The following is a 24831-nucleotide window of genomic DNA, read 5'->3' on the forward strand; positions in this document are numbered from 1 at the left end:
CCTCTCAGCCCAGCAGGACGTCGTCGTCGCCCAGGCGCTTGAGCTCGCGGTACAGGATCGCGAGGCCGGTGACGATGGCGGCGGCGGACACGGCGGCGTCGACCAGCTTCAGCATGTCGTTCTCGCTGCGGGCCTTCTTGACCTGCTTGATCACGCTGATGGCGCCGAAGGCGGTGGTGCCGATCGACAGGTAGGTGCCGGTCTTGGACTTCTTGAAGCCCTTGGCCTTGGACAGTGCACTGGTGCTCACAGCGACGGTGCCTCCTCAAGCAGCGGGTGACCCCAGCGCGCGACGAAGGCGGCCTCGACGGCCGCGCCGACCTTGTAGAGGCGGTCGTCCTTCATGGCGGGGGCGATGATCTGCAGCCCGACCGGGAGGCCGTCCTCCGGTGCCAGGCCGCAGGGGAGCGACATGGCGGAGTTGCCGGCCAGGTTGGTCGGGATGGTGCACAGGTCCGCGAGGTACATGGCGAGCGGGTCGTCGGTGCGCTCGCCGATGGGGAAGGCGGTGGTCGGGGTCGTCGGGGAGACGATCACGTCGACCTGCTCGAAGGACTTCTCGAAGTCCTGCGAGATGAGCGTGCGGACCTTCTGGGCGGAGCCGTAGTACGCGTCGTAGTAGCCGGAGCTGAGCGCGTACGTGCCGAGGATGATGCGGCGCTTGACCTCGTCGCCGAAGCCGGCTTCGCGGGTCAGGGCGGTGACGTCCTCGGCGGACTTGGTGCCGTCGTCGCCGACGCGCAGGCCGTAGCGCATGGCGTCGAAGCGGGCCAGGTTGGAGGAGCACTCGGACGGCGCGATCAGGTAGTACGCGGCCATCGCGAGGTCGAAGGACGGGCAGTCCAGCTCGACGATCTCGGCGCCGAGCTCCTTGAGGAGCTCCACCGACTCGTTGAAGCGCTGGACGACGCCGGCCTGGTAGCCCTCACCGGCGAACTGCTTGACGACGCCGACGCGCATGCCGGCGACGGAGCCGTTGCGGGCGGCCTCGACGACCGGCGGGACCGGGGCGTCGATGGAGGTGGAGTCGAGCGGGTCGTGCCCGGCGATCACCTCGTGCAACAGGGCCGCGTCCAGGACCGTGCGGGCGCAGGGCCCGCCCTGGTCGAGGGAGGAGGAGAAGGCGACCATGCCGTAGCGCGAGACGCCGCCGTACGTGGGCTTGACGCCGACCGTGCCGGTGACGGCGGCGGGCTGGCGGATGGAGCCGCCGGTGTCCGTGCCGATGGCGAGCGGGGCCTGGAAGGCGGCGAGCGCCGCCGCGGAGCCGCCGCCGGAGCCGCCGGGGATGCGGGTGAGGTCCCAGGGGTTGCCGGTGGGGCCGTAGGCGCTGTTCTCGGTGGAGGACCCCATGGCGAACTCGTCCATGTTGGTCTTGCCGAGGATGACGACGTCGGCTTCCTTGAGCTTGCGCGTCAGGGTGGCGTCGTAGGGCGGGATCCAGCCTTCGAGGATCTTCGAGCCGACGGTGGTCGGGACCCCGACGGTGGTGAAGATGTCCTTGAGGGCGAGGGGCACGCCGGCCAGCGGGCCGAGCTTCTCGCCGGCTTCCCGCTTGGCGTCGACGGCGCGGGCCTGGGCGAGGGCGCCTTCGCGGTCGACGTGCAGGAAGGCATGGACCTTCTCGTCGGTCGCGTCGATGCGGGCCAGGTGGGCCTCGGTCACCTCGACGGCCGTGAGCTCGCCGGAGGCGATCTTCTCTGCGGTCTCGGCGGCCGTGAGCTTGATGATGTCGACCATGGCTGTTAGTCCTCCCCCAGGATCTGCGGCACCTTGAAACGCTGCTGCTCCTGGGCGGGAGCACCGGAGAGCGCCTGCTCGGGGGTGAGCGACGGACGGACCTCGTCCGCACGCATGACGTTGGTCAGCGGCAGCGGGTGGGAGGTCGGCGGGACGTCTTGGTCGGCGACCTCGGAGACACGGGCGACCGCGCCGATGATGTCGTCGAGCTGTCCGGCGAAGTGATCCAGCTCGTTGCTGGACAGCTCAAGGCGCGCCAGCCGTGCGAGGTGGACGACCTCCTCGCGCGTAATGCCAGGCATGCAGCGATCCTCTGGGGGTGGGTGGATGTGTAGGTTCGGGCTCAATCCTATGGGGCCCGGTGCCCGGCCTGCGAAACGGTTTGGCCCGGGCCGCCGCCCGGAGCCGTCCGGCGGCGCCGGTAGAGGCGGCTCGGACGCCGGCGCGACGAAGAACGGGGCTCCGCCCCGGACCCGCCGCCCCGCACGCCGGCGGGCCCGGGTCCGCGGCGGAGCCCCGGCGACCGCGCCGCAGGATCAGACCGCGTCGGCCTCGGCCGCCGCCAGTTCCGCCGTGATGTCCGCCGGGCGGCGCCAGCCGCGTTCACCGCGGGCCAGCAGCCAGGCGGTGGCCTCCTGCGGCGGCATCGCGGCGGCCACCAGCCATCCCTGTACGGCGTCGCAGCCCAGGTCCCGCAGCCTCTCCCAGGTCTCGTCGTCCTCGACGCCCTCCGCCACGACGAGCAGGCCGAGCGAATGGGCGAGGTCCACGGTGCAGCGGACGATCTCCGCGTCCTGCGTGTCGACCGCCAGCCGGCCCACGAACGACCGGTCGATCTTCAGCTCGCTGACCGGCAGGCGGCGCAGGTGGACGAGTGAGGAGTAGCCGGTGCCGAAGTCGTCCAGGGACATCTTCACTCCGTGCCCCGTGAGGCCGGCCATGGTGTCCGCCGCCCGCTGGGGGTCCTCCAGCAGGACGTGTTCCGTTATCTCCAGCTGCAGGCCGCTGGCCGGGACCCCGTGGCGGGCCAGCCGCGCGGCCACCGCGCCGGCGAAGCCCGGGGTGTGGACGTCGCGCGGCGAGACGTTGACGGCGACCGGGACCTTGAGGCCCTGCGCCCGCCAGCGGGCCACCTGGGCCAGGGCGGTCTCCAGCACGTACTCCGTCAGGTGCGGCATCAGCCCGGAGGTCTCGGCGATCGCGATGAACTCGTCCGGAGGCACCCGTCCGCGCTCCGGGTGGACCCAGCGGACCAGCGCTTCGAGTCCTGCGACCTGTCCGTCGAAGCGGACCTTCGGCTGGTAGTGCAGTTCCACTTCGCCTGCGTCGAGGGCCCTGCGCAGGTCGCCGAGGAGGCCCAGGCGGTCGGGGGTGTTGCTGTCGCGCTTGGACTCGTACACCTCCACACCCGTGCGGTCCCGCTTGGCCTGGTACATCGCCACGTCCGCGCGGCGCAGCAGTCCCTCCGCGTCCAGCGCGTGGTCGGGGAAGACGGCGAGGCCGGCGCTGGCCTCCAGGACGAGCGTGAGGCCGTCCAGGTCGAGGGGGGAGCTGAGCTCCGCGACCAGGTGGCGGGCGACGCGCTGGGCGCTGGTGGTGGAGTCGGTGACGGGGAGCAGTACGGCGAACTCGTCGCCGCCGAGGCGGGCGGCCTCCGCCTCGTCGGGCAGGGCCTGGCGCAGCCGGTCGGCGATCTGGAGGAGCAGCCGGTCGCCCGCCAGGTGGCCCAGGGTGTCGTTGACCGCCCGGAAGCGGTCCAGGTCGATCAGCACGAGGGCCGCCCGGGTGCCCAGGCGTTCAGCCTCGTCCAGGGCGGACCAGGCCCGCTCCAGCAGCCACTGCCGGTTCGGCAGCCCGGTCAGGGGGTCCCGCAGCTGCTCCTCGGCGCGCGCCCGGGCGATCCAGAGGGTGGAGTCCAGTGCGATCAGCGGTACGGCGAACAGGGGCAGCAGCACCGGCTGGCTGACCGCGACGACACAGATGAGGGGGGCGATGCCGAGCAGCGCGACCGCCACTAAGGCCTGTCGGAGCAGGGCGGTCCGGGCCACGGTGGGCAGCCCGCCGCCGCGCGGGGCCAGGGCGATCCAGAGCAGGAACCGGGTGGCCAGCAGGTAGGCGACGGCGACCAGGGCGATCTCCGGTACGGCGTCCAGCCCCCAGGTGGCGGGCGGCCAGGGGGTTTCGACGGAGGGCGTCTCGCCGAAGGCGGCGAGGACGAGGGCCCCGGCACCGATGCCGAGGATGTCGACGGCGCCGTGGAGCACTCCCTGCCGCCAGCGGTGCCGGCGTGCGGCCCCGACCAGGGAGACCACGGCCAGCGAGACCAGTCCGGCGGGCACCCAGCCGTAGAGGATGAGCACGCCGAGGGTGAGGGCGGCGCCCGATCCGGTACCGCCCCACCAGCGGTCGCGGCCGAGGGCGACCAGGTGGCCGACGATGATGCCGGTGAGCAGGGCCAGCGCCCAGCCGACCGGCCCGCCGGGGAACAGGGCGTGACGGCCGCTCAGGGCGGTCGCGACGCCGGCGGTGAGGACCGCGACCGCGAGACCCACGACGAGGAAGGGCAGCACACCGCGCCGCCCCTGCCCGCCCTCGCCGGTGTCGACCGGTCGGGTCTCCGCCGTCCTGGCACCCAGGACGCCGAGCCTGCCCGCCCGCATGGACGGGATGTCCCCGCCGAATTCAGGTGACGGGTCGGCGCTTTCGGTGGGTTTCATGCCCGTACCTCTCACAGCCGGCGATGCCGATGTCACGCGATGGCCCCGATGTCGTGCCACCACGGCCGGAATCGCATCCCGCAGCCGTGCACGACAGGCGCACACCTCAACAGTAGGACGCGGGAGGCTCCCAGGGGCAGCGGTCGGCAGTGGTTGCCCGAATGCGACCCAGCCATCCTCATCAGTACGGTATCCGCCGAACGGGTGAGTTTGGACCGGGGCCCCCAGTCACCCGTCCGATGATCCGACAGGTCACCACCCCGCGACCAGCCTTGTACCGGCCGATTACCACCGTCCGCCGCGCCTGGCGTGCGCCCGCCCGTACGGCCGCACGCCACGCATCCGTTCGCCTTCGCTACTCCCCCTCGGGGATTGCCCTATGGGTACTACTCCCCTTCGGGGGCGCCGTCCAGCGGGAGCGCGGCTTCGCGTGCCGCGTCCGGGCCCTGCTCCAGCAGCACGGCGAAACCGGCGTCGTCGAGGACGGGCAGCTTCAACTGGACGGCCTTGTCGTACTTCGAGCCGGGGTTGTCACCGACCACGACGAAGGAGGTCTTCTTGGAGACGGATCCGGTCACCTTGGCGCCGCGCCTCTGCAGGGCCTCCTTGGCACCGTCCCGCGTATGGCTCTGCAAAGTGCCGGTGACGACGACGGTCAGGCCCTCCAGGGGCCGCGGCCCCTCCTCCTCGGCGGAACCTTCCTCCTCCATCCGGACCCCCGCCTCCCGCCACTTGCGCAGGATCTCCCGGTGCCAGTCGACCGCGAACCACTCCTTGAGGGAGGCGGCGATGATCGCGCCGACCCCGTCGGTGGCGGTCAGCTGTTCCTCGGTCGCCGCCTCGATCGCCGCGATGGACCGGAACTCGCGGGCGAGCGCCTCGGCCGCGACCGGCCCTACGTGGCGGATGGACAGGCCGTTGATGATCCGGGCGAGCGGGCGCTCCTTGGCCGCGGCGATGTTCTCCAGCATGGCCAGGGCGTTCTTCTTGGGCTCGCCCTTCTGGTTGGCGAAGACCCTGACGATCTTCTCCTCGCCCGTCTTCGGGTCGCGCTTGGGCAGGCCGCTGTCCTGGTCCAGGACGTACGCCCTGATGGGCAGCAGCTGCTCGATGGTCAGGTCGAAGAGGTCGCCCTCGTCGAGCAGGGGCGGCTGCGCCGGCTCCAGCGGGCCGGTGAGCGCGGCGGCGGCGACCATGCCGAAGTTCTCGATGTCCAGGGACTGCCGGCCGGCCAGGTAGAAGAGCCGCTCGCGCAACTGGGCCGGGCACGTTTGGGCGTTGGGGCACCGGACGTCGATGTCCCCCTCCTTCATGGGCCGCAGCGCGGTCCCGCAGGCGGGGCACTCGGCCGGCATCTCGAACTCCCGCTCGGTGCCGTCCCGCAGGTCCACCACCGGCCCGAGGATCTCGGGGATGACGTCGCCCGCCTTGCGCAGGACCACGGTGTCCCCGATGAGCACGCCCTTGGCCTTGACGACCTCCTGGTTGTGCAGGGTGGCGAACTCGACCTCGGAGCCCGCCACCGTCACCGGCTCCACCTGCGCGTAGGGGGTCACGCGGCCGGTGCGCCCGACGCCGACCTTGATGTCGATCAGCTTGGTGTTGACCTCTTCGGGCGCGTACTTCCAGGCGATGGCCCAGCGCGGGGCGCGGGCGGTGGACCCGAGGCGCCCTTGGAGGGCGATCTCGTCGAGCTTGACGACGACGCCGTCGATCTCGTGCTCCACCGAGTGCCGGTTCTCGCCGAACTCCGTGATGAACGCCCGGACCTCGGCCAGGGAGGAGAGCACCTTGTTGTGCCGGGCGGTGGGCAGGCCCCACTCGCGCAGCAGCTCGTACGCCTGCGACTGGCGCTCGATCTCGAAGCCCTCGCGGGCGCCGATGCCGTGGACGACCATGTGCAGCGGGCGGCTCGCCGTGACCTTCGGGTCCTTCTGGCGCAGCGAACCTGCCGCGGCGTTGCGCGGGTTGGCGAAGGGCTTGCCCTCGGCCGCGACGAGTCTCGCGTTGAGCTCCTCGAACTTCTCCATCGGGAAGTAGACCTCGCCGCGGATCTCGACGAGGGCCGGGATCCGGTCGCCGGACAGGCGGTCGGGGATGTCGGCGATGGTGCGGACGTTGGGCGTGATGTCCTCACCGGTGCGGCCGTCGCCGCGGGTGGCCGCCCGGGTGAGGCGGCCGTTCTCGTAGGTGAGGTTGACGGCGAGGCCGTCCACTTTCAGCTCGCACAGGTAGTGGTAGTCGGAGGTGCCCGTGTCCCGCGCCACCCGCTCGGCCCAGGCGGACAGTTCCTCGTCGTCGAAGGCGTTGTCGAGGGAGAGCATGCGCTCGCGGTGCTCGACGGAGGCGAAGTCCGTCTCGTACGCCCCGGCCACCTTCTGGGTGGGCGAGTCGGGCGTGCGCAGCTCCGAATACTGCTCCTCCAGTGCCTCCAGCGAACGCAGCAGCTGGTCGAACTCGGCGTCGCTGACGACCGGCTGGTCGTTCACGTAGTACCGGAAGCGGTGCTCCTCGACCTGCTCGGCCAGCAGCTGGTGCTGTTCGCGCACCGCCGCCGGTACTGCCGTGTCCTGCTGTTCGGCTGCCATGCCGTGTCCTCCCGTGGCCCGTCTCGACCGTCACTCAGGGTTGTCGGCGAGCGACCTCGCCGCTCTGGCGCAATGCGCCTGGACCGCGCGGGCGTAGGCGGGCGAGGCGCCCGCCAGACCGCACGAGGGGGTGACCACGACGGACTCCGCCAGAGTCCCCGGGGCCAGCCCCAGCCTGCGCCAGAGCTTCCTGACACCCATGACGCTACCGCCCGGGTCCGACAACGGGCCGTCGGTGCCGGGCACCACTCCGGCGAACAGCTTCGTACCGCCTTCGACGGCCTCGCCGACCGCATCGTCCTCGCGCTCCGTGAGCAGCGAGAAATCGAACGACACGCCTGTGGCGCCGGCCCGCCGCAGCAGGCCGAAGGGGACCTCGGGCGCGCAGGAGTGGACGATCACCTCACCGTCGTGGACGGCGAACAGGTCGCGCAGGGTGCCCTCGACGACCTGCCGGTCCACGGCGCGGTAGGTGCGGTAGCCGCTCGCGGAGCGGACCCGGCCGAGCAGCACGGCCGTCAGGGACGGCTCGTCGAGCTGGAGCACGATGTCGGCGCCGGGAATCCGCCTGCGCACGTCGGCCAGGTGCTCGCGCAGGCCCTCGGCGAGGGATCCTGCCAGGTCCCGGCAGGCGCCGGCGTCCTGCAGCATCGCCTCGCCGCCGTGCAACTCCAGGGCGGAGGCCAGCGTCCACGGCCCGACCGCCTGGACCTTGAGCCTGCCGGTGTAGCCCTGGGTGAACTCCTCCAGGGCGTCCAGGTCCTCGCCCAGCCAGGACCGGGCCCGGCGCGTGTCGCGTCCGGGACGGTCGCTGATCCGCCAGCCGCTGGGCTCCACGTGCGCGTACATGTCGACGAGCAGCCCGGCCGAGCGGCCGATCATGTCCGCGCCGGGACCGCGGGCGGGCAGCTCGGGCAGGTACGGGAAGTCCTCGAAGGAGCCGGTCGCGGTCCTGGCGGCCTCGCGGGCGTCGCCGCCGGGCAGCGAGCCGACGCCGGTCGCACCCGCGCTCATCGGCCCGGCCTCACGGACAGGTCGTTGACCTCGGCGTCGCGGGGCAGGTCGACGGCCATCACGATGGTGGTCGCCACCGACTCGGGGTCGATCCAGTCGGCGGGGTCGTACTCCTTGCCCTCCTGGGAGTGCACCTTGGCCTGCATGGGGCTGGCGGTGCGGCCGGGGTAGACGGAGGTGACGCGGATGCCGTTGGCCCGCTCCTCGCCGCGCAGGGAGTCGGCGAGCGCCTTCAGCCCGTGCTTGGACGCGGCGTACGCGCTCCAGTCGGCGTGGGCGGTGAGGCCGGCTCCGGAGTTCACGAAGACGATGGTGGCCTTGGAAGCGCGCAGCGTGGGCAGCAGCAGCCGGGTCACCTCGGCGGGGGCGACCAGGTTCACATTGAGCTGCTGGTGCCAGGTCTTGGGGCGCAGCTCCCCCACCGGTCCGAGGTCGACGATCCCTGCGATGTGCAGCAGCGAGTCGATGCGCTCGGGGATCGCCTGCTTGGAGAAGGCCCAGGAGAGCCGGTCGGGATCGGCGAGGTCGCCCACGAGGACCCGGGAGCCGGGGTAGCGCTCGACGAGCTGCTTGCCGCGGCCGGCGTCGCGGGCCAGGAGGACGAGGTCGTCGCCACGGGCGTGCAGGCGGGTCGCGACGGCGGCGCCGATGCCGGAACCGGCACCGGTGATCAAGTGAGTAGCCATACCGCCCATGCTCGCAGGTCGCGCGGGCCGCAGAGGGCGAAGCCCGGCTCCGGACGGCTCAACCCTCTGTGGCGGCCCGGCGGGACCGTGCGACGACCGACCGCGCCAGGGCCGCCCGCTGCGCGGTGACGGCGGGCGGGAACCCGGTGCCGACGACCGTCCGCCGGGGCGCGGGGCCCGAAGGCCGAGGTCAGGTGCCGACGGCAGCCGCGTATGCCCGCTCCACGGCGGCGCGGGCGGCGGCCGCCTGCTCCGCCGTGACGGTGGGGGCGAAGCCGTGGCCGATCGTGGCGTGCGGGAGCGCGGCGACGAGCCGTGCCCGCGTGTCCGCCCGCGGCGCGGCCCACCGCCGGAGCGCCTGCGCCCGTACGTCGGCCAGCGCGGCGGCACGGTCCGGCGCGGGCGGGGCGAAGCGGCCGCCGGAGGCCCGTTCGTGCTCCGCCCAGCGGTCCTCCCAGAACTCCACCGTCCAGCCGGGCCACCGCTGCTCGACGGTGCGGGCGTGGGCCCGGGCCGTGTTCAGCCACCAGCCGACCTGGCGCCGGGACGGGTCGACGTGGATCCCGGCATCCGCCCGCAGCCGGTATCGGCCGTGGCCGGGGGCGTCCCGGAGCCGGTCCGGCAGGGCGGGGCCCTCCTCGACCGGGTGGTCGTTGATGTCGGCGAGGGCGTGACAGCGGTCGGTACCGACAGTGACCACGGCGACCAGCGGATCGGGATCGGCCAGCTCCTCGTCGTCCGGCTCCAGCGCCGGGCCGGGGTACACGTCGGCGCCGGGCTCCTGCTGGGCGAGGCCGAGGTGGGCGCGCAGCCCGCTCTGGCCCTCGTAGAGCCAGCGCACCTCCCAGCCGGGCCAGGCGAGCCGCAGCAGCTCCATGCCGGCGGCCCGGGTGCGCAGTGAGGCGGCGGGCCCCTCCCACGCGAAGACCGACAAGAGCCTGCGGAAGGGGTCGGCGAGGACGCCCGCCTCGACCATGTCGTCCGGGTACCAGCTGTCGTCGGGCGCGTGGGCGCGCAGGTACGGGATCACCACCTCGGGCCCGGCCAGCAGGTCGAGGTCCAGGGCCACCGCGCCGTAGGAGGAGCGGTGGCGGGTGTGTCCTTCGGGGCCCGCGATCACGAAGGTGGCCCGGTTGCCCATCAGAAGCTGGCTTCGGCGCGCAGTCGGGCAGCCGTCTCGGAGGCGTCGTAGTCGGCCGGGACGCCTTCGACCAGGACGGCCTCGCCCGCGATGTGATCGGTGCGCAGCGGGAGGACGGCCTGGTAGGCGTCGGAGGCGTACCAGGCGCGGGCACGCTCGATGTCGGGGAAGCCGATGACGACGACGGTGCCGGGGAAGGGCCCTTCAAGGACCTCGACCTCCTTGCCGTGCACGAGGAACCGGCCGCCGAAGGGGTCCATCGTCGACTGGATGGCCTCGATGTAGGTGAGGACGTCCTCGTTCATCGTCTCGGGGCGGAGGTGGGCGATGGCGTACGCGGTCATGGTCTGCTCCCCTGTCGGTCCCGACCGGTCCGCCGGTGCGGGCCGTTGATCCGATCCTCGCAGCGTGCGACCGGGGTGGCGATTACCTCTCAGGTCATGCCGGGGCGGCGGGCTGGAAGGTGCGCCGGTAGGCGATCGGGGAGACGCCGAGGGACGCGCGCATGTGCTGGCGCAGGGAGTTGGCGGAGCCGAAGCCGGACCGGTGGGCCACCAGGTCGACGGGGAGGTCGCTGGACTCCAGCAGGTGCCGGGCCGCCTCCAGGCGTTGTGCGGTGAGCCACTGGACGGGGGTCATGCCGACCTCGTCGCGGAAGCGCCGGGTGAAGGTGCGCAGGCTCATCCGGGCATGGGCGGCGAGTTCGGCGAGGCTGACCGGTTCGGCGAGGCGTTCCAGGGCCCAGGCACGGGTGGCGGTGGTGGTGGCGACGGTGGGTTCGGGGACCGGGCGGTCGATGAACTGGGCCTGGCCGCCGTCGCGCCAGGGCGGTACGACGCACATGCGCGCGGCCCGGTTGGTGACGGCCACGCCGTGGTCGCGCCGGATCAGGTGCAGGCAGAGGTCTACTCCGGCGGAGACCCCGGCGGAGGTCAGGACGTCGCCGTCGTCGACGAAGAGGACGTCCTCGTCGATGCGGACCCGGGGGTAGGCGCGGCGGAACTCGTCGGCGAGGTTCCAGTGGGTGGTCGCGGGGCGGTCGTCGAGGAGTCCGGCGGCGGCGAGCACGTAGGAGCCGGAGCAGATCGACACCAGGCGGGTGCCGGGGCGGATGCCGGCGATGGCCTCGGCGACGGCGGGGGGCAGCGGTCCGCCGTCGGCCAGCCCGGGCATGGCGTGGGTGGGCGGGACGATCACGGTGTCGGCGGCGGCGAGGGCCTCGGGCCCGGCGGCGGGCTGGAGGGTGAAGCCGGAGTCGCTGGGCACGGGGGCGCCGTCGGCGGTGCAGACGACGACCTCGTAGAGCGCTTCGCCGTCGTCGTCCACGGCGCTGCCGAAGACGCGGGAGGGGATGCCCAGCTCGAACGGGGGGAAGCCGGGCAGGGCCAGCACCGCGACCAGGTGCCGGCCGTCCGCTCCGTTCCCGCGGAGGGTCGCGTCCCCGGTGTGCTGCTCGATTTCACCCATGGCCAGATCCTGTCACATAGTGGCCAAACGGCCAACACCATGAGGATGCGCGGGGCCCGAATCTGGAACACGTCGCCGGGAAACAGCCCGGTACCTGACGCAGACGGATGGAATGAGGCGGACTGAGATGCGCGCGATCGTCGTCAACGAGTGGGGCGGCCCGGAGAACCTGGTCGAGCGGGAGATCGAGCGGCCCGAGCCGGGTCTGGGCGAGGTCCTCGTCCGGGTCCACGCGGCGGGCGTCAACCCGGTCGACTGGAAGACCCGCGCCAGCGGCGCCCTGATCGCCTGGGGCGAGACCCCGATCGTGGGCTGGGACGTCTCCGGCACCGTCGAGGCGGTGGGACCCGGTGTGACCCTCTACGCCCCCGGCGACGCGGTGTACGGCATGCCGCACTTCCCGCGGCAGGCGGGCGGCTACGCGGAGTACGTGGCGGCCCCGGCGCGGCACTTCGCCCGCAAGCCCGCCTCCCTCGACCACGTGCAGGCGGCGGCGCTGCCGCTGGCGGCGCTCACCGCGTGGCAGGCGCTGGTGGACACGGCCGGCATCACGGCCGGGCAGCGGGTGCTCGTGCACGCGGCGGCCGGCGGCGTCGGGCACCTGGCGGTGCAGATCGCCAAGGCGCGCGGCGCGTACGTGATCGGCACGGCCAGCGCGGCCAAGCACGACGTGCTGCGCGAGCTGGGCGCCGACGAACTGATCGACTACCGCTCGGTGGACTTCGCCGAGGCGGTCTCCGACGTCGACGTCGTACTGGACGCGCTGGGCGGCGAGACCGCCGAGCGCAGCCTGAAGGTCCTCAAGCCCGGCGGACACCTCGTCTCCCTGCCAGGCCCGGACTCCGTCCCGGCGGATGCCGGCGGGGTGAACGCCTCCTGGGTCCTGGTCGACCCCGACCTCAAGGGCCTGCAGGCGATCGCGGACCTCGCGGACAAGGGGCTGCTGAAGCCGCTGGTGGAGACGGTGCTGCCGCTCGCGCAGGCCGCCCGTGCCCACGAGATCGGCGAGCAGGGCCGCACCACCGGCAAGATCGTCCTGACGGTGGTCTGACCGTCGCCGGCCGCCGCCGCCCCGTCAGGCGGTGGCGGGGGCCGCGGCGCGCGTCGTCGTCGCGATGGTGGCGGAGCCGACCACGCGGGTGCCGTCGTAGAGCACGATCGCCTGGCCGGGGGCCACGCCCCGGACGGGCTCGGTGAAGGAGACGCGCAGCTCGCCGTCCACGACCTCGGCGAAGACCTCGGTCTCGCCGCCGTGGGCGCGCAGCTGGGCGGTGTAGGTGCCCGGTGCGGCCGCCTCGGCGCCGCACCAGCGGGGCCGGATCGCGGTGAGGGCGCTGACGTCGAGGGCCTCGACGGGGCCGACGGTGACGGTGTTGTTCACCGGGGAGATGTCCAGGACGTAGCGCGGCTTGCCGTCGGGGGCCGGGTGGCCGATCCGCAGGCCCTTGCGCTGGCCGATGGTGAAGCCGAAGGCTCCCTCGTGGGTGCCGACCTTCTCGCCGGACTCGTCGACGATGTCGCCCTCGGCCTTGCCGAGGCGGTGGGCGAGGAAGCCCTGGGTGTCGCCGTCCGCGATGAAGCAGATGTCGTGGCTGTCGGGCTTCTTCGCGACGGCCAGGCCCCGGGCTTCCGCCTCGGCGCGGATCTCGTCCTTGGTGGTGAGGGTGTCGCCGAGCGGGAAGAGGGCGTGGGCCAGCTGCTTCTCGTCGAGGACGCCGAGGACGTACGACTGGTCCTTGGCCATGTCGGAGGCGCGGTGCAGCTCGCGGGAGCCGTCCTCCTTGAGTACGACGGTGGCGTAGTGGCCGGTGCAGACGGCGTCGAAGCCGAGGGCGAGGGCCTTGTCGAGGAGGGCCGCGAACTTGATCTTCTCGTTGCAGCGCAGGCACGGATTCGGGGTGCGGCCGGCCTCGTACTCGGAGATGAAGTCCTCGACGACGTCCTCGCGGAAACGCTCGGCGAGGTCCCACACGTAGAAGGGGATGCCGATGACGTCGGCGGCGCGGCGGGCGTCGCGGGAGTCCTCGATGGTGCAGCAGCCGCGGGCGCCGGTCCGGAAGGACTGCGGGTTCGCGGAGAGCGCGAGGTGGACGCCGGTCACGTCGTGCCCGGCTTCGACGGCACGGGCGGCGGCGACGGCGGAGTCCACTCCGCCGGACATGGCGGCCAGGACGCGAAGGGGGCGGTCGGTGCGCGGCAGGTTCTCAGTCATAGCACCGTCCAGGGTACGGGGGAACCGAGCGGGGTCACAGCGCGTTGTCGGTTCAGGGGGGTGGATCACATGACCGAGCAGGGGAACGCGAGATCGAAGCCGCGGAGCCGCACGCGCAGGGCCGTGCTGTTCGGCGGCCTCGGGGTGGTCGCCGCGGCGGCCGTCGCGGGGCGGGACGAGATCAGCCGCGCCTGGTGGCTGATGCCCGGGGTGTCCAAGCCGCGCAAGGAGGGCGAGATCGACCACGCGGGCGCGGGGTGGACCGCGGCCTCCCCGGCGAACTGGCGGATGGCGGACCGGCCCGACGACTACCGGGTGGACCGGATCGTCGTGCACGTCACACAGGGCGGCTTCCAGTCGTCGGTGGACGCCTTCAAGAACCCGTGGCACAAGGCGTCGGCGCACTACATAGTCCGCGGTGACGGACATGTGGAGCAGATGGTGCGCGAGCTGGACGTGGCCTTCCACGCCGGCAACCGCTCGATGAACGAGCGCAGCGTCGGCATCGAGCACGTCGGCTTCGTGGACCGCCCGAAGGACTTCACGGACGCCATGTACACGGCCTCGGCGCGACTGGCGGCCGCCGTCTGCCGCCGGTACGACTTCCCGGCGGACCGCACCCACATCGTCGGGCACTCCGAGGTGCCGGGGGCCGATCACACGGACCCGGGCGACCACTGGGACTGGGACCGCTACATACGCATGGTCCGGGAGGCCCTGGCCGCTTCGGCCTGACCCTCCCGGACGCTCAGCTCAGGCCTGCCGTCCGGGCGCGCTCCACCGCGGGACCGATGGCCGCGGCCAGGGCGGCGACGTCCTGCTTGGTGGAGGTGTGGCCCAGGGAGAAGCGCAGGGTGCCGCGGGCCAGCTGCGGGTCGGTTCCGGCCGCCAGCAGGACGTGGCTGGGCTGGGCGACGCCCGCGGTGCAGGCCGAGCCGGTGGAGCACTCGATGCCCTGGGCGTCGAGCAGGAGCAGCAGGGAGTCGCCTTCGCAGCCGGGGAAACTGAAGTGCGCGTTGGCCGGGAGCCGCTCTTCGGGATCTCCTCCGAGGACTGCGTCGGGCACGGCCGCGAGGACGGCGGCGACCAGTTCGTCGCGCAGGGCGCCGATCTCGGTGGCGAACTGCTCGCGCCGCTCGGCGGCGAGTACGGCGGCCACCGCGAAGGCGGCGACGGCGGGCACGTCGAGGGTGCCGGAGCGGACGTACCGCTCCTGCCCGCCTCCGTGCAGGACGGGTACGGGGCTCTGGTCCCGGCCGAGGAGCAGCGCTCCGATGCCGTAGGGGCCGCCGATCTTGTGACCGCTGACGGTCATGGCGGCGAGGCCGCTGTCACCGAAGTGGACGTCGAGCTGCCCGAAGGCCTGGACGGCGTCGGAGTGCAGCGGGATGCCGGCCTCACGGGCGAGGGCGGCCAGTTCGGCGACCGGCATGACGGTGCCGATCTCGTTGTTGGCCCACATGACGGTGGCCAGGGCGACGTCGTCGGGGTTGCGCTCGACGGCCTCGCGGAAGGCGTCGGGGTGCACGCGCCCGTAGCGGTCCACGGGCAGGTAGTCGACCTGGGCGCCCTCGTGCTCGGCGAGCCAGTGCACGGCGTCGAGGACGGCGTGGTGCTCGACGGGGCTGGCGATGACCCGGGTCCGGGCGGGGTCGGCGTCGCGCCGGGCCCAGTAGAGGCCCTTGACGGCGAGGTTGTCGGCCTCCGTGCCGCCGGCGGTGAAGACCACCTCGCTGGGACGGGCGCCGATCGCCTCGGCGAAGGCCTCGCGGGCCTCCTCGACGGTACGGCGGGCCCGGCGGCCGGCGGCGTGCAGGGAGGAGGCGTTCCCCGTGGCGGCGAACTGCGCGGTCATCGCCGCGGCGGCCTCCGGCAGCATGGGGGTGGTGGCGGCGTGGTCGAGGTAGGCCATGATCCCCCGATTCTACGAGCCCGCCCGTGCCCCTCCGCCCGGCGGGACCCCATCCGGCCGGGGCGTCGGGGCCCGGCCGAGCCGCCCGGCCGCTCACCGACCGGGCGGCTCGTCACATGCGCAGGGCTCGCGCCAGCTGGCGGGACTGCGCGACCAGGTGGTCGGTGGAGTCCCAGACCTCGGCGTCCTCCTCCAGGAAGCCGCCGGCGAGGTTGCGGGTGGTGATGGAGATCCGCAGCGGCCCCGGGGCCGGGCGGCGGCGGATGTGGGTGGTGAGCTCCACGGTCGGTGTCCAGGCCACCAGGCCGAGGTCGAAGGCGGTCGGCGGCAGCGCGTCCACCGCGAGGAGCATGGAGAGCGGGTCGGCGTCGCGGCCGTCGGCCAGCTCGAACCAGGCCCGCATCTCGCCCTTGCCGGAGGGCGCGCCGACGGCCCAGCCAGCGGTCGCCGGGTCCAGGCGCAGCCGGAGCCGGTCCACGATGGCGGAGCTGCCGGGGATCGGCGCGGGGCCGGCCTCCGGGCCGACGCAGTTCTCGTAGGAGGGCATGAGCGGCGGCACCGCGACCGTCCGCACGTCGTCGGGCAGGGCGGCGAGGTCGCCGTAGGAGGCGAGGACGCGGATCCGCTCGACCTCGTTGCCGTGCTCGTCGTACTGCAAGAGCGAGGCCTGGCCGGTGGAGAGGGTGCGCCCGACCCGGACCACCTCGGTGCGGATCACGGCGGGGCCGGGCACGGAGGAGGTCAGGTAGTGCGCGGACACCGTGAAGGGGTCCGGGTGCGGGAGGGTCGCCGACAGGGCCCGGCCGACCAGGGCCAGCAGGTATCCGCCGTTGACAGCGGCGATGATCGTCCAGCCGGCGGAGAGCTCCGCGTCGTAGACGCCGGGTTCGCCGGCGCGCTCGGTGATGGCGGTGTCGCGGTCGAACTCGCTGTCGCCGATGGATGCCTGGGCAGCTGCATATGACATGGAACGACGGTACACCTGCTTGCTACTAAGCGGTAGCTTTCCATTGTTACGGCTCTTCGGCCACCGAAGAGCGACGGTTCCAGGCCAGCGGCGCCCGCCAGTGGTAGCGCATCGCGAGCAGCCTGAGGACGAACGTGGTGACGATCGCCAGAGCGGTGGTGGCGGCGTTGAGGGAGTCCAGGGCGATGGAGACGGCGACCATCGCGGCGCCGACGGTGGCGGGCACGGCGTACATCTCGCGGTCGCGCAGCAGCGAGGGCACCTCGTTGACCAGCACGTCGCGCAGTACGCCGCCGCCGACGGCCGTGGCCAGGCCCAGCGCGGCGGACGCGGTCAGGCCGAGGCCGTACTCGTAGGCCTTGGTCGTGCCGGTCACGCAGAACAGCGCGAGGCCGGCGGCGTCGAAGACGTTGATGGCCCGGTTGATCCGCTGGACCTCGGGGTGCAGGAAGAAGACGAGCGCGGCGGCGATCAGCGGGGTGACGAAGAAGCTGAGCTCGCCGAAGGCGGCCGGCGGGACGGCGCCGATGACCAGGTCGCGGAAGAGGCCGCCGCCGAGGGCCGTGACGAGGGCGAGGACGGCGATGCCGAAGACGTCGAAGTTCTTGCGTACGGCGAGCAGGGCGCCCGAGGTGGCGAAGACGAAGATGCCGGCGAGGTCCAAGGCATGCTGGACCCCGGGCGGGAAGAGATCATGGAGCACGGGGCCATTGTCGCCTGCCGCGCCGCCTGCGGCGGGCTCGGCGGAATGCGGGGCTCCACCGCCGCGGCCGGGTGCGGGTCGGGAACCGGGGCTCCGCCCCGGACCCCGCGCCTCGAACGCCGGCGAGGCTGGATTCGCCCGGCGGTGCCGGAACCGCGCCCAGGGCGGTTCCGGCACCGTGGAGCCTGCTACTCCGAGGCCGTCGTCACCGCGTCCGCCGCGCCGGGGAGGGGATTGTCGCCCGGGGCCTGGTCGGGGGCGTTCTCCGGGTGGTGGCAGGCCACCTGGTGGCCGGTCTTCAGCGCCAGCAGCGGCGGTTCCTGCGTGGCGCAGATCTGCGTCGCCTTCCAGCACCGCGTGTGGAAGCGACAGCCGGTCGGCGGCGATATCGGGGACGGCACGTCGCCCTTGAGCAGGATGCGGCCGCTCTTGGCGCCCCGCCGCCTCGGGTCCGGCACCGGCACCGCCGACATCAGGGCCGTCGTGTACGGGTGCATCGGCTCCCCGTACAGCGACTTGTTGTCGGCCAGCTCGACGATCTTGCCGAGGTACATCACCGCGATGCGGTCCGAGACGTGCCGGATGACCGACAGGTCGTGCGCGATGATCACGTAGGTGAGGCCCAGCTCCTCCTGGAGGTCGTCCAGCAGGTTGACCACCTGGGCCTGGATCGAGACGTCCAGCGCCGAGACGGGCTCGTCCGCGACCACCAGCTTCGGCTTCAGCGCCAGGGCCCGCGCGATGCCGATGCGCTGGCGCTGGCCGCCCGAGAACTCGTGCGGGTAGCGGTTGTAGTGCTCGGGGTTGAGGCCGACGAGCGACAGCAGCCGCTGGACCTCCGCCTTGAGCCCGCCCTCCGGGGTGACGTTCTGCAGCTTGAACGGGGCGCTGACGATGGTGCCCACCGTGTGGCGCGGGTTCAGCGAGCCGTAGGGGTCCTGGAAGATCATCTGCACGTCGCGGCGCAGCGGGCGCATGCCCGCCACCCCCAGGTGCGTGATGTCCTTGCCCTCGAACTCGATCGTGCCGCCGGTCGGTTCGAGCAGCCGCGTGATCAGCCGGCCCATGGTCGACTTGCCGCAGCCGGACTCGCCGACGATGCCGAGGGTCTCACCGCGCCGGACGTCGAAGTCGAGGCCGTCGACGGCCTTGACCGCGCCGGACTGCCTGCGCAGCAGCCCCTTGGTGATGGGGAAGTGCTTCGTCAGGCCGGTGACCTTGAGCAGCGGCTCGGGAGAGTCCGTGGCCTGCGCCGGAAGGGTGACGGCCGGATCCGTCTTCTTGGTGTCGGTCACAGCTTCGGCGCAATCTCTTCGGTCCAGATCCGGGTCCGCTCCTCCTGCGACATGTGGCAGGCGGACCAGTGGCGGGTGCCCTCGGGCCCGATGTCGTCCGGCGCCGTGAGCTCGGGGCGCACGGTGCGGGTGACGTTGCCCTTGGGCACGTCGGCGTAGGGGCAGCGCGGGTTGAAGGCACAGCCGCTCGGGATGTTGATGAGGCTGGGCGGCGAGCCCTTGACCGGGATGAGGCGCTCGGTCTGCTCGCGGTCAATGCGCGGCATCGAGCCCAGCAGGCCCCAGGTGTACGGGTGGCGGGGCTCGTAGAAGACCTTCTCGGCGGTGCCCCGCTCGACGCACCGGCCGCCGTACATCACGAGGAGTTCGTCGGCCATCTCGGCGACCACGCCGAGGTCGTGCGTGATCATGATGACCGCGGAGCCGAACTCCTTCTGGAGGTCCCGGATCAGGTCGAGGATCTGGGCCTGGACGGTGACGTCCAGGGCGGTCGTCGGCTCGTCCGCGATGAGCAGTTCGGGGTTGTTGACGAGCGCCATCGCGATCATCGCGCGCTGGCGCATGCCGCCGGAGAACTCGTGCGGGTAACTGTCGAACCGCTTGTGCGGCTCGGGGATGCCGACGCGGTCGAGGAGTTCGACGGCCCGCTTGCGGGCGGCCTTCTTGTCGACCTTGTGGTGGACCCGGTACGCCTCGGCGATCTGCTTGCCGACGGTGAAGTACGGGTGCATCGCGGACAGCGGGTCCTGGAAGATCATCGCGATCTCCCGGCCGCGGAGCCTGCGCACCTCGTCCTCGTCCGCGGAGAGCAGCTCCTTGCCGTCGAGCCAGATCTCGCCCGAGATCCGGGCCCGCTGACGGCCGTACTGGCCCACGCGGTGCAGGCCCATGATGCCCAGCGAGGTGACCGACTTGCCGGATCCGGACTCGCCCACGATGCCGAGGGTCTTGCCCTTCTCCAGCGTGAAGGAGAGCCCGTCGACCGACTTGACCAGGCCGTCCTCGGTCGGGAAGTGCACCTTGAGGTCGCGGACCTCCAGGAAGGCGGTGGAGGGCGCTGACCCGTCGTAGGGCTGGTTCGGCGCTACGGTCTCTCCGGTCTTGGTCGTCCGGTCGGTCATGACAGCCTCACTCGGGGGTCGATCACCGCGTACAGGAGGTCAACGATGAGGTTCGCGGCGACGACGAAGAACGCGGAGATCAGGGTGATGCCCAGGATGACCGGGAGGTCGTGCTCGCTGATGGCGCGCACCGCGCTGTAGCCCAGTCCGTGCAGCGAGAACGTGTACTCGGTCAGGACCGCGCCGCCCATGAGGGCGCCGAGGTCGAGGCCCAGGACGGTCAGGATCGGCGTCATCGTCGAGCGCATGGCGTGCTTGCCGATGACGACGGGTTCCGTCAGGCCCTTGGCCCGGGCGGTGCGGATGTAGTCCTCGTTGAGGACTTCGAGCATGGTCGCGCGTGTGAGCCGCGCGTACATCGCCGCGTAGAGGAAGGCGAGCGAGACCCACGGCAGGATCATGCCGTTGAACCATCTGCCCGGATCCTCGGCGAAGGTCGCCTCCGGCCGTCCGAACCAGCCCAGCTGGTCGGAGAAGAGGGCGATGACGAGCATGCCCGTGAAGTAGATGGGGAGGGAGACGCCGGCGAGGGCGACGCCCATGGCCGAGCGGTCCAGTACGGTCCCGCGCTTGAGGGCGGAGACCACGCCGGTGGCGACACCGCCGGCCACCCAGAGCACCACGGCGCCCAGGGCGAGGGAGAGGGTGACCGGGAACCAGTCCAGCAGCAGCGGCCAGACCTCCTGCTCGGTCTTGAAGGAGTATCCGAAGCAGGGCGCGGCGCATTGCGTGACGTCGGGGCCGTTGGCGTACGTGCGACCCGCCACCAGCCCGACGACGAACTTGCCGAACTGGACGAGGATCGGGTCGTCGAGACCCATCTTCTGCCGGATGCCTTCGATGGCGATGGGGTCGGACTGCTTGCCCACGAAGTACAGGGCCGGGTCCGTCCCGATCAGCTTCGGGAACAGGAAGAAGATTCCGAAGGTCACCAGCGTGATGACCAGCAGCATGACGAGGACGGCGAAGATCCGTCGGATGAGGTATGCAAGCACTGCGCTCGGCCTGGCTGCGGCCCGGGGGCGCCCTCTTCTGGAGAGCGCCCCCAAGCCGTAACCGCGGCCATCACCTGCCCTTCGTGCCTAGCGGGTGTGGCACTGGAACACTGGAACTGGACTGATGGACCGTTACTTCACGACACCGAGGGACGCGTAGTCGTAGCGACCGTTGTAGGCGTCGGTGGTGTAGGCGTTCGTCAGCCGGGTGCTGCGCCAGGTGATCGTCTTGTCGTAGACGAAGGGCAGGTAGACGGCGGCCTCGGAGACCTTCTGGTTCATCTGCTTGTAGATGTCGCCGGCCTTGGCCGGGTCGGTCTCCGCGATGGCCTCGTCGAACAGCTTGTTGATCGCCGGGTCGTTCAGCTCGGAGTAGTTGTTGTTGCCGCTCTGGAGGATGAAGCGACCGTCGACCAGCGGCTGGGAGAAGCCCTGACCGGTCGGGAAGTCGGCGCCCCAGCCCATGATGATGATGCCGTAGCCCTTCTCCTTGACGACCTTCGGCGAACCGATGATCCCGGAGTGCTGGGCGCCGTCGAACTGGTCGACGTCGGCCTCGATGCCGACCTGCTTCAGGGCGTTCTGCAGCGAGACGGCCGTGGCGACCTCGACCGGCTTGTTGTTGCGGACCGCGATGGTGGTCTTGAAGCCGCTCTCCTTGCCGCAGGCCTTGAGGGCCTCCTTGGCCTTCTCGAGGTTCGGCTTGCCGTCGTTCTTCAGGACCTCGTACGGGTCGTACTTGGCGTCCGAGCCCTTGATGCCGAGCGGGAGCATGTTGGGGGCGATGTCGCCACCGGCCTGCGGGCCGCCGCGGGCGGTCTGCAGGGACTTCTTGTCGGCCGCGTAGATGACGGCCTTGCGGCACTCGATGTTGTCGAACGGCGCGACGGTCTGCGGCATGACCGCGTACCGGATGAAGCCGGTCTGGCCGTTGTCGAGGTTGCCCTTGTGGTCCTTCAGCGCGGTGGCGCGGGCCGCCTGGCCGATGCCGGTCGCGTTGATGTCGACGTCGAACTCGCCGTTCATCAGGCGCTTGTCCATGTCGTCCGCGTTCGCCATGAACGTGACCGAGATGGTGTCCGGGAGCGCCTTGCGGATGGTGTCCGACTCGGGCTTGTAGTTCTCGTTGCGCGAGAGCTTCATGCTCTTGTTGGGCTCGTACGAGTCGATCTTGTACGGGCCGTTCGAGAAGGGCTTGAGGCCGTACTTGGCGGCCGTGTCCTTGTCCTGCTTGACCGGGCTCGCCGCGGGCATCGCCAGCATCTGCTCGAAGTCGCCGTTGGGCGTCGGGAGCTTGAAGATGATGGTCTTCGCGTCCGGGGTCTCGATGGCCTTCAGGCCGAGCTTGTCCGGAGCGGTGTCCTTGTACGGGCCGGGGTACTCGGCCTTCGGGTCGAGGACCTGCTGGATGTAGACCGGGCCGCCGGAGATGACGTCCTGCGCCCAGGTGCGCTCGATGCCGTACTTGATGTCCTGGGCGGTGACGGGCGAGCCGTCCTCCCAGGTCACGTTGTCCTTGAGGGTGTACTTGTAGGTCTTGCCGCCGTCGCTGATCTCGGCCTTGGCGGTGGCGAGGTCCGGGACGAGCTCGGTGCTGTCCTTGCCGGGCGCGGGCTTGAAGCTGATCAGCTGGCGCGTGTAGTAGCGGGAGAAGTCCCACATGAAGCCGTAGTAGCCGCGCTGCGGGTCCCACGAGTCGGCGTCCTGGGTACCGACGAACTTCAGCTCGCCGCCCTTCTTGTCCGACGCGTTGGCGACCTTCTCGATGCCCGCGTTGAAGCCACCGCCCGAGGCGGCGCCCTTGTCGTCCTTCTTGTCGGCCCCGCCACAGGCGGTCGCGGTGAGCATGGCCGCGAGCACGACGGCCGTGCCGGCGGCAAGTCTGCGCTTCGACGTGCGATGGGTAGTCACGATGCTCGCAACCCTCCGTTGTAGTTCCGGTGTACGTACGGCACGAGGCCGGTCCTTGGTTTGCCCTGCGGTGGCTAGCGGGAGCCCTTCGGGTCGAGGGCGTCACGGACGCCGTCGCCGAAGAGGTTGAAGGCCAGCACGGTGATGAAGATCGCTATGCCGGGGAAGATCATGAAGAGCGGATCGTCCTCGTAGGTCCGCACGGCCGTGGCGAGGGTCTCCCCCCAGGACGGCGTGGGCGGCTTGACGCCGACTCCGAGGAAGCTGAGGGCCGCCTCGGTCAGCACGTTGGTGGGGATCATCAGCGTCGCGTAGACCGTGATGGGCGCCACCAGGTTCGGGAGCAGTTCGCGGAAGAGGATGTAGAAGCGGCCCGCGCCGAGGCTGCGCGCGGCTTCGACGTACTCGCGCTCGCGCAGCGAGAGGGTCTGGCCGCGGACGATGCGGCCGATGTAGGGCCAGCCGAAGAAGCCGATCACCAGCACCAGGACGGCGATGCGCAGGCCCGAACCCTCGAAGCCCCAGAGTTTGTTGGGGATGACCGAGATCAGCGCGATGATGAAGAGCAGCTGCGGGAAGGCCAGCAGCAGGTCCATGACCCGGCTGATGGCTGCGTCGACCCAGCCGCCGAAGTAGCCGGCGACGATGCCGAAGAAGGTGCCCAGCGACACCGCCACGAAGGCGGACAGGAAGGCCACCAGCAGCGAGATCCGGGCGCCGTAGACGATGCGGCTGAAGACGTCGCGGCCGTTGACCGGCTCGACGCCGAGCAGGAAGTCGCCGCTCATGCCGCCCCAGTCGCCGAGCGGGAGGCCCAGCAGCGGGTCGAGCAGGTCCTCGTGGAGCTCCTCCGGCGGGTGCCCGAACGCCTTGACGATCAGCGGCGCGAAGATCGCGACGACGATCAGCAGGAGCACGATGACACCGCCGGCCAGCGCGACCTTGTCGCGCTTCAGGCGCAGCCAGGCGATCTGCCACGGCGAGCGCCCCTCGATCGCCTTCTGCGGAACTTCGGGGGCGGCCACGGCTGCGGGCTCGGCCGCGCCGGTGTCGTGCAGTGGTGCCGTCATCGTGGTGGGGACCCCTCTCGGCCGACGGTGGCCGGCCCATGCCCGCCGCTGTGGCGGCTTGGTTCAATCGGCGTCGCTGGTGGTGCGATTGGCGAGAAATGTGCCGGAAGTGCGCGTGAAGAGCTGGTGCTTGCGAGATGGACCGGCCTTCGGTGGGGGGAGTCTTCAACGCCCTCTCAACCAGCCGCCAGACCCCCCGGGGATGTGATGCGCAACCGTGATCTGGGCCTACACCTTCCGTTATCCGAACCGCCAGACCTGTTGAGCGGTGAAACACCGCATGTTCGGCGCGGAACGGACATCCGTCCCAACTGCCCTGTCGGACACGGATCTTGGGTGTATTCAGCGGATATGCCGAAGGCCGCACCGATGGGTCCGGTGCGGCCTTCGAGACGGATGTCTCGATATGCGGATGTGGTGCCGGAGGTCGCCGCAGGTCTGCGGCACGCCCCGGCGGGCCGGGTCAGTACGCCGGCGCCTGGCCCTCGCGGTCGTAGAAGGGACGGGTCTGCGCCCGCAGCCACATCGCCACGGGATCGTGCTCGTCCGCCAGCGCGACCGTGCACACCGGGACGCCCTCGGGGACCGCCCCGACCGACTGGCGCATCATCTCCCGTACGGATTCCAGCGCGGGCGCGGAGGCGTCGTACAGGTCGAGCCCGACGGCGAGGTACGGGGACCCGAGCGCCGGCTGCACCCAGGCGCGGCGCAGCGACCGTACGGCCGGGGTGCGGTGCGCGTGCTGGGTCAGCAGCCCGTAGAACTGCGGGAGCTCGATGCTGGGCTCGGACAGCCGCAGCGGGCCCGCCGGCATCCGGTCCAGGCCGGTAGCGATGCGGCGCAGGTCCGCCCACGGGACGCCGAGGCCGCCGCCCTGGGCGTGCGGGTTGAGCCACAGGCCCCAGCGGTCCGGGTAGAGGGCGCGGGCGATGTCCCGCCCGGTGACCACCTCGTAGCCCCGGTTCCAGCCGCTCGCGGCCAGCTCCTGGGGGGAGGTGACGCAGGGCGCGTAGCCGAGGCCGTCGACCTCCATGCCGCCGTACTGGGCGTCCGGGGACCCCGGCTGCCCCTGCCAGAGCAGCATCCACAGCCGACCCTCGGAGAGGGCGTGCAGCAGTGACTCGTAGCTCTCGTAGCGCCCGGGGGTCACCTGGCGCATCATGTGCTCGACCTGCCCGGCCGCGGCCGTGCCTGACGCACTCACCCGGTACCCCTCTTCGTCCGCCCGTCGCTCCACGCGTGCCTCACCCGGGCCGGCGCTCATGCGCGCGGCCTGGAGATGTAACCAGCTT

At 71.7% G+C, this 24831-nt stretch carries 22 protein-coding genes; 2 read left to right on the plus strand and 20 right to left on the minus strand.

From position 1 onward, the window contains the following. Positions 1 to 4: 4 nt before the first annotated feature. From ACZ3X1_RS11595 to ACZ3X1_RS11640, 10 genes are all read right to left on the minus strand, one after another. On the minus strand, positions 5 to 250 hold the full coding sequence (locus ACZ3X1_RS11595) for a hypothetical protein (protein WP_030961279.1): 246 nt from the start codon (positions 248 to 250) through the stop codon (positions 5 to 7). After that, positions 247 to 1740, minus strand: coding sequence for an Asp-tRNA(Asn)/Glu-tRNA(Gln) amidotransferase subunit GatA (gatA, locus tag ACZ3X1_RS11600; RefSeq protein ID WP_356810692.1), 1494 nt, complete (start codon positions 1738 to 1740; stop codon positions 247 to 249). The genes ACZ3X1_RS11595 and gatA overlap by 4 nt, the downstream gene beginning before the upstream one ends. 5 nt (positions 1741 to 1745) lie before the next feature. After that, positions 1746 to 2042, minus strand: a complete 297-nt coding sequence (gene gatC, locus ACZ3X1_RS11605) for an Asp-tRNA(Asn)/Glu-tRNA(Gln) amidotransferase subunit GatC (RefSeq protein ID WP_030030671.1) — start codon at positions 2040 to 2042, stop codon at positions 1746 to 1748. A 234-nt stretch (positions 2043 to 2276) separates the two neighbouring features. Beyond that, positions 2277 to 4457, minus strand: coding sequence for a putative bifunctional diguanylate cyclase/phosphodiesterase (locus ACZ3X1_RS11610; RefSeq protein ID WP_390076088.1), 2181 nt, complete (start codon positions 4455 to 4457; stop codon positions 2277 to 2279). A 386-nt stretch (positions 4458 to 4843) separates the two neighbouring features. After that, positions 4844 to 7045, minus strand: a complete 2202-nt coding sequence (gene ligA, locus ACZ3X1_RS11615) for an NAD-dependent DNA ligase LigA (protein WP_356810691.1) — start codon at positions 7043 to 7045, stop codon at positions 4844 to 4846. A gap of 30 nt (positions 7046 to 7075) precedes the next feature. After that, the gene (locus ACZ3X1_RS11620) at positions 7076 to 8059 is read right to left on the minus strand and encodes a methionine synthase (RefSeq protein ID WP_356810690.1); all 984 of its coding nucleotides are present in this window, start codon (positions 8057 to 8059) and stop codon (positions 7076 to 7078) included. Beyond that, positions 8056 to 8745: an SDR family oxidoreductase gene (locus ACZ3X1_RS11625; protein ID WP_362624708.1), complete on the minus strand. Its 690-nt coding sequence runs from the start codon at positions 8743 to 8745 to the stop codon at positions 8056 to 8058. Before ACZ3X1_RS11625 ends, ACZ3X1_RS11620 begins: the two co-directional genes overlap by 4 nt. Positions 8746 to 8935: 190 nt before the next feature. Beyond that, complete coding sequence (locus tag ACZ3X1_RS11630; RefSeq protein ID WP_467278894.1) at positions 8936 to 9886, minus strand: hypothetical protein; 951 nt, start codon at positions 9884 to 9886, stop codon at positions 8936 to 8938. Continuing rightward, entirely contained in the window at positions 9886 to 10230 is a 345-nt protein-coding gene (locus tag ACZ3X1_RS11635; RefSeq protein ID WP_467278895.1) for a DUF1330 domain-containing protein, read from the minus strand. The genes ACZ3X1_RS11630 and ACZ3X1_RS11635 overlap by 1 nt, the downstream gene beginning before the upstream one ends. A gap of 94 nt (positions 10231 to 10324) precedes the next feature. Next, the gene (locus ACZ3X1_RS11640) at positions 10325 to 11353 is read right to left on the minus strand and encodes a GlxA family transcriptional regulator (RefSeq protein ID WP_362624712.1); all 1029 of its coding nucleotides are present in this window, start codon (positions 11351 to 11353) and stop codon (positions 10325 to 10327) included. A 127-nt stretch (positions 11354 to 11480) separates the two neighbouring features. Between ACZ3X1_RS11640 and ACZ3X1_RS11645 the strand changes: the two genes are divergently transcribed. Then, entirely contained in the window at positions 11481 to 12404 is a 924-nt protein-coding gene (locus tag ACZ3X1_RS11645; protein WP_467278898.1) for an NADP-dependent oxidoreductase, read from the plus strand. A gap of 24 nt (positions 12405 to 12428) precedes the next feature. Here the strand turns inward: ACZ3X1_RS11645 and mnmA are convergent, their stop codons facing one another. Then, on the minus strand, positions 12429 to 13565 hold the full coding sequence (mnmA, locus tag ACZ3X1_RS11650) for a tRNA 2-thiouridine(34) synthase MnmA (RefSeq protein WP_356810684.1): 1137 nt from the start codon (positions 13563 to 13565) through the stop codon (positions 12429 to 12431). A 69-nt stretch (positions 13566 to 13634) separates the two neighbouring features. On the opposite strand from mnmA, the gene ACZ3X1_RS11655 reads away from it, so the two are divergent. Further along, positions 13635 to 14300, plus strand: a complete 666-nt coding sequence (locus ACZ3X1_RS11655) for an N-acetylmuramoyl-L-alanine amidase (protein WP_356810683.1) — start codon at positions 13635 to 13637, stop codon at positions 14298 to 14300. Between the two features lie 13 nt (positions 14301 to 14313). On the opposite strand, the gene ACZ3X1_RS11660 is transcribed toward ACZ3X1_RS11655, so the two are convergent. The 9 genes from ACZ3X1_RS11660 to ACZ3X1_RS11700 all read right to left on the minus strand — a co-directional run bounded on the left by ACZ3X1_RS11660 (position 14314) and on the right by ACZ3X1_RS11700 (position 24743). Then, positions 14314 to 15477 carry a cysteine desulfurase family protein gene (locus ACZ3X1_RS11660; RefSeq protein WP_467278901.1) on the minus strand — a complete coding sequence of 388 codons (1164 nt, stop codon included), beginning with the start codon at positions 15475 to 15477 and terminating at the stop codon, positions 14314 to 14316. Between the two features lie 112 nt (positions 15478 to 15589). Further along, positions 15590 to 16444, minus strand: coding sequence for a thioesterase family protein (locus ACZ3X1_RS11665; protein ID WP_356810681.1), 855 nt, complete (start codon positions 16442 to 16444; stop codon positions 15590 to 15592). A gap of 46 nt (positions 16445 to 16490) precedes the next feature. Further along, a complete protein-coding gene (locus tag ACZ3X1_RS11670) occupies positions 16491 to 17147 on the minus strand; it encodes a trimeric intracellular cation channel family protein (RefSeq protein WP_356810680.1) in 657 nt (218 codons plus the stop codon). A 188-nt stretch (positions 17148 to 17335) separates the two neighbouring features. Further along, positions 17336 to 18442, minus strand: a complete 1107-nt coding sequence (locus ACZ3X1_RS11675) for an ABC transporter ATP-binding protein (protein WP_467278904.1) — start codon at positions 18440 to 18442, stop codon at positions 17336 to 17338. After that, positions 18439 to 19563, minus strand: a complete 1125-nt coding sequence (locus ACZ3X1_RS11680) for an ABC transporter ATP-binding protein (protein WP_356810678.1) — start codon at positions 19561 to 19563, stop codon at positions 18439 to 18441. Before ACZ3X1_RS11680 ends, ACZ3X1_RS11675 begins: the two co-directional genes overlap by 4 nt. Continuing rightward, positions 19560 to 20558, minus strand: a complete 999-nt coding sequence (locus ACZ3X1_RS11685; RefSeq protein ID WP_356810677.1) for an ABC transporter permease — start codon at positions 20556 to 20558, stop codon at positions 19560 to 19562. Before ACZ3X1_RS11685 ends, ACZ3X1_RS11680 begins: the two co-directional genes overlap by 4 nt. Positions 20559 to 20690: 132 nt before the next feature. After that, complete coding sequence (locus ACZ3X1_RS11690; RefSeq protein WP_356810676.1) at positions 20691 to 22469, minus strand: ABC transporter substrate-binding protein; 1779 nt, start codon at positions 22467 to 22469, stop codon at positions 20691 to 20693. Positions 22470 to 22543: 74 nt separating this feature from the next. Beyond that, entirely contained in the window at positions 22544 to 23539 is a 996-nt protein-coding gene (locus tag ACZ3X1_RS11695) for an ABC transporter permease (RefSeq protein ID WP_467278909.1), read from the minus strand. A gap of 463 nt (positions 23540 to 24002) precedes the next feature. Beyond that, positions 24003 to 24743 carry an enhanced serine sensitivity protein SseB C-terminal domain-containing protein gene (locus ACZ3X1_RS11700; RefSeq protein ID WP_030826595.1) on the minus strand — a complete coding sequence of 247 codons (741 nt, stop codon included), beginning with the start codon at positions 24741 to 24743 and terminating at the stop codon, positions 24003 to 24005. Positions 24744 to 24831 lie beyond the last annotated feature (88 nt).

The organism is Streptomyces sp. NPDC023541 (assembly GCF_055559995.1).

Excerpts from the sequence above, each read along its gene's own strand:
- gatA (WP_356810692.1), bottom strand. The coding sequence starts at position 1,740 with ATGGTCGACATCATCAAGCTCACGGCCGCCGAGACCGCAGAGAAGATC.
- gatC (WP_030030671.1), bottom strand. The coding sequence starts at position 2,042 with ATGCCTGGCATTACGCGCGAGGAGGTCGTCCACCTCGCACGGCTGGCG.
- ACZ3X1_RS11610 (WP_390076088.1), bottom strand. The coding sequence starts at position 4,457 with ATGAAACCCACCGAAAGCGCCGACCCGTCACCTGAATTCGGCGGGGAC.
- ligA (WP_356810691.1), bottom strand. The coding sequence starts at position 7,045 with ATGGCAGCCGAACAGCAGGACACGGCAGTACCGGCGGCGGTGCGCGAA.
- ACZ3X1_RS11620 (WP_356810690.1), bottom strand. The coding sequence starts at position 8,059 with ATGAGCGCGGGTGCGACCGGCGTCGGCTCGCTGCCCGGCGGCGACGCC.
- ACZ3X1_RS11625 (WP_362624708.1), bottom strand. The coding sequence starts at position 8,745 with ATGGCTACTCACTTGATCACCGGTGCCGGTTCCGGCATCGGCGCCGCC.
- ACZ3X1_RS11630 (WP_467278894.1), bottom strand. The coding sequence starts at position 9,886 with ATGGGCAACCGGGCCACCTTCGTGATCGCGGGCCCCGAAGGACACACC.
- ACZ3X1_RS11635 (WP_467278895.1), bottom strand. The coding sequence starts at position 10,230 with ATGACCGCGTACGCCATCGCCCACCTCCGCCCCGAGACGATGAACGAG.
- ACZ3X1_RS11640 (WP_362624712.1), bottom strand. The coding sequence starts at position 11,353 with ATGGGTGAAATCGAGCAGCACACCGGGGACGCGACCCTCCGCGGGAAC.
- ACZ3X1_RS11645 (WP_467278898.1), top strand. The coding sequence starts at position 11,481 with ATGCGCGCGATCGTCGTCAACGAGTGGGGCGGCCCGGAGAACCTGGTC.
- mnmA (WP_356810684.1), bottom strand. The coding sequence starts at position 13,565 with ATGACTGAGAACCTGCCGCGCACCGACCGCCCCCTTCGCGTCCTGGCC.
- ACZ3X1_RS11655 (WP_356810683.1), top strand. The coding sequence starts at position 13,635 with ATGACCGAGCAGGGGAACGCGAGATCGAAGCCGCGGAGCCGCACGCGC.
- ACZ3X1_RS11660 (WP_467278901.1), bottom strand. The coding sequence starts at position 15,477 with ATGGCCTACCTCGACCACGCCGCCACCACCCCCATGCTGCCGGAGGCC.
- ACZ3X1_RS11665 (WP_356810681.1), bottom strand. The coding sequence starts at position 16,444 with ATGTCATATGCAGCTGCCCAGGCATCCATCGGCGACAGCGAGTTCGAC.
- ACZ3X1_RS11680 (WP_356810678.1), bottom strand. The coding sequence starts at position 19,563 with ATGACCGACCGGACGACCAAGACCGGAGAGACCGTAGCGCCGAACCAG.
- ACZ3X1_RS11695 (WP_467278909.1), bottom strand. The coding sequence starts at position 23,539 with ATGACGGCACCACTGCACGACACCGGCGCGGCCGAGCCCGCAGCCGTG.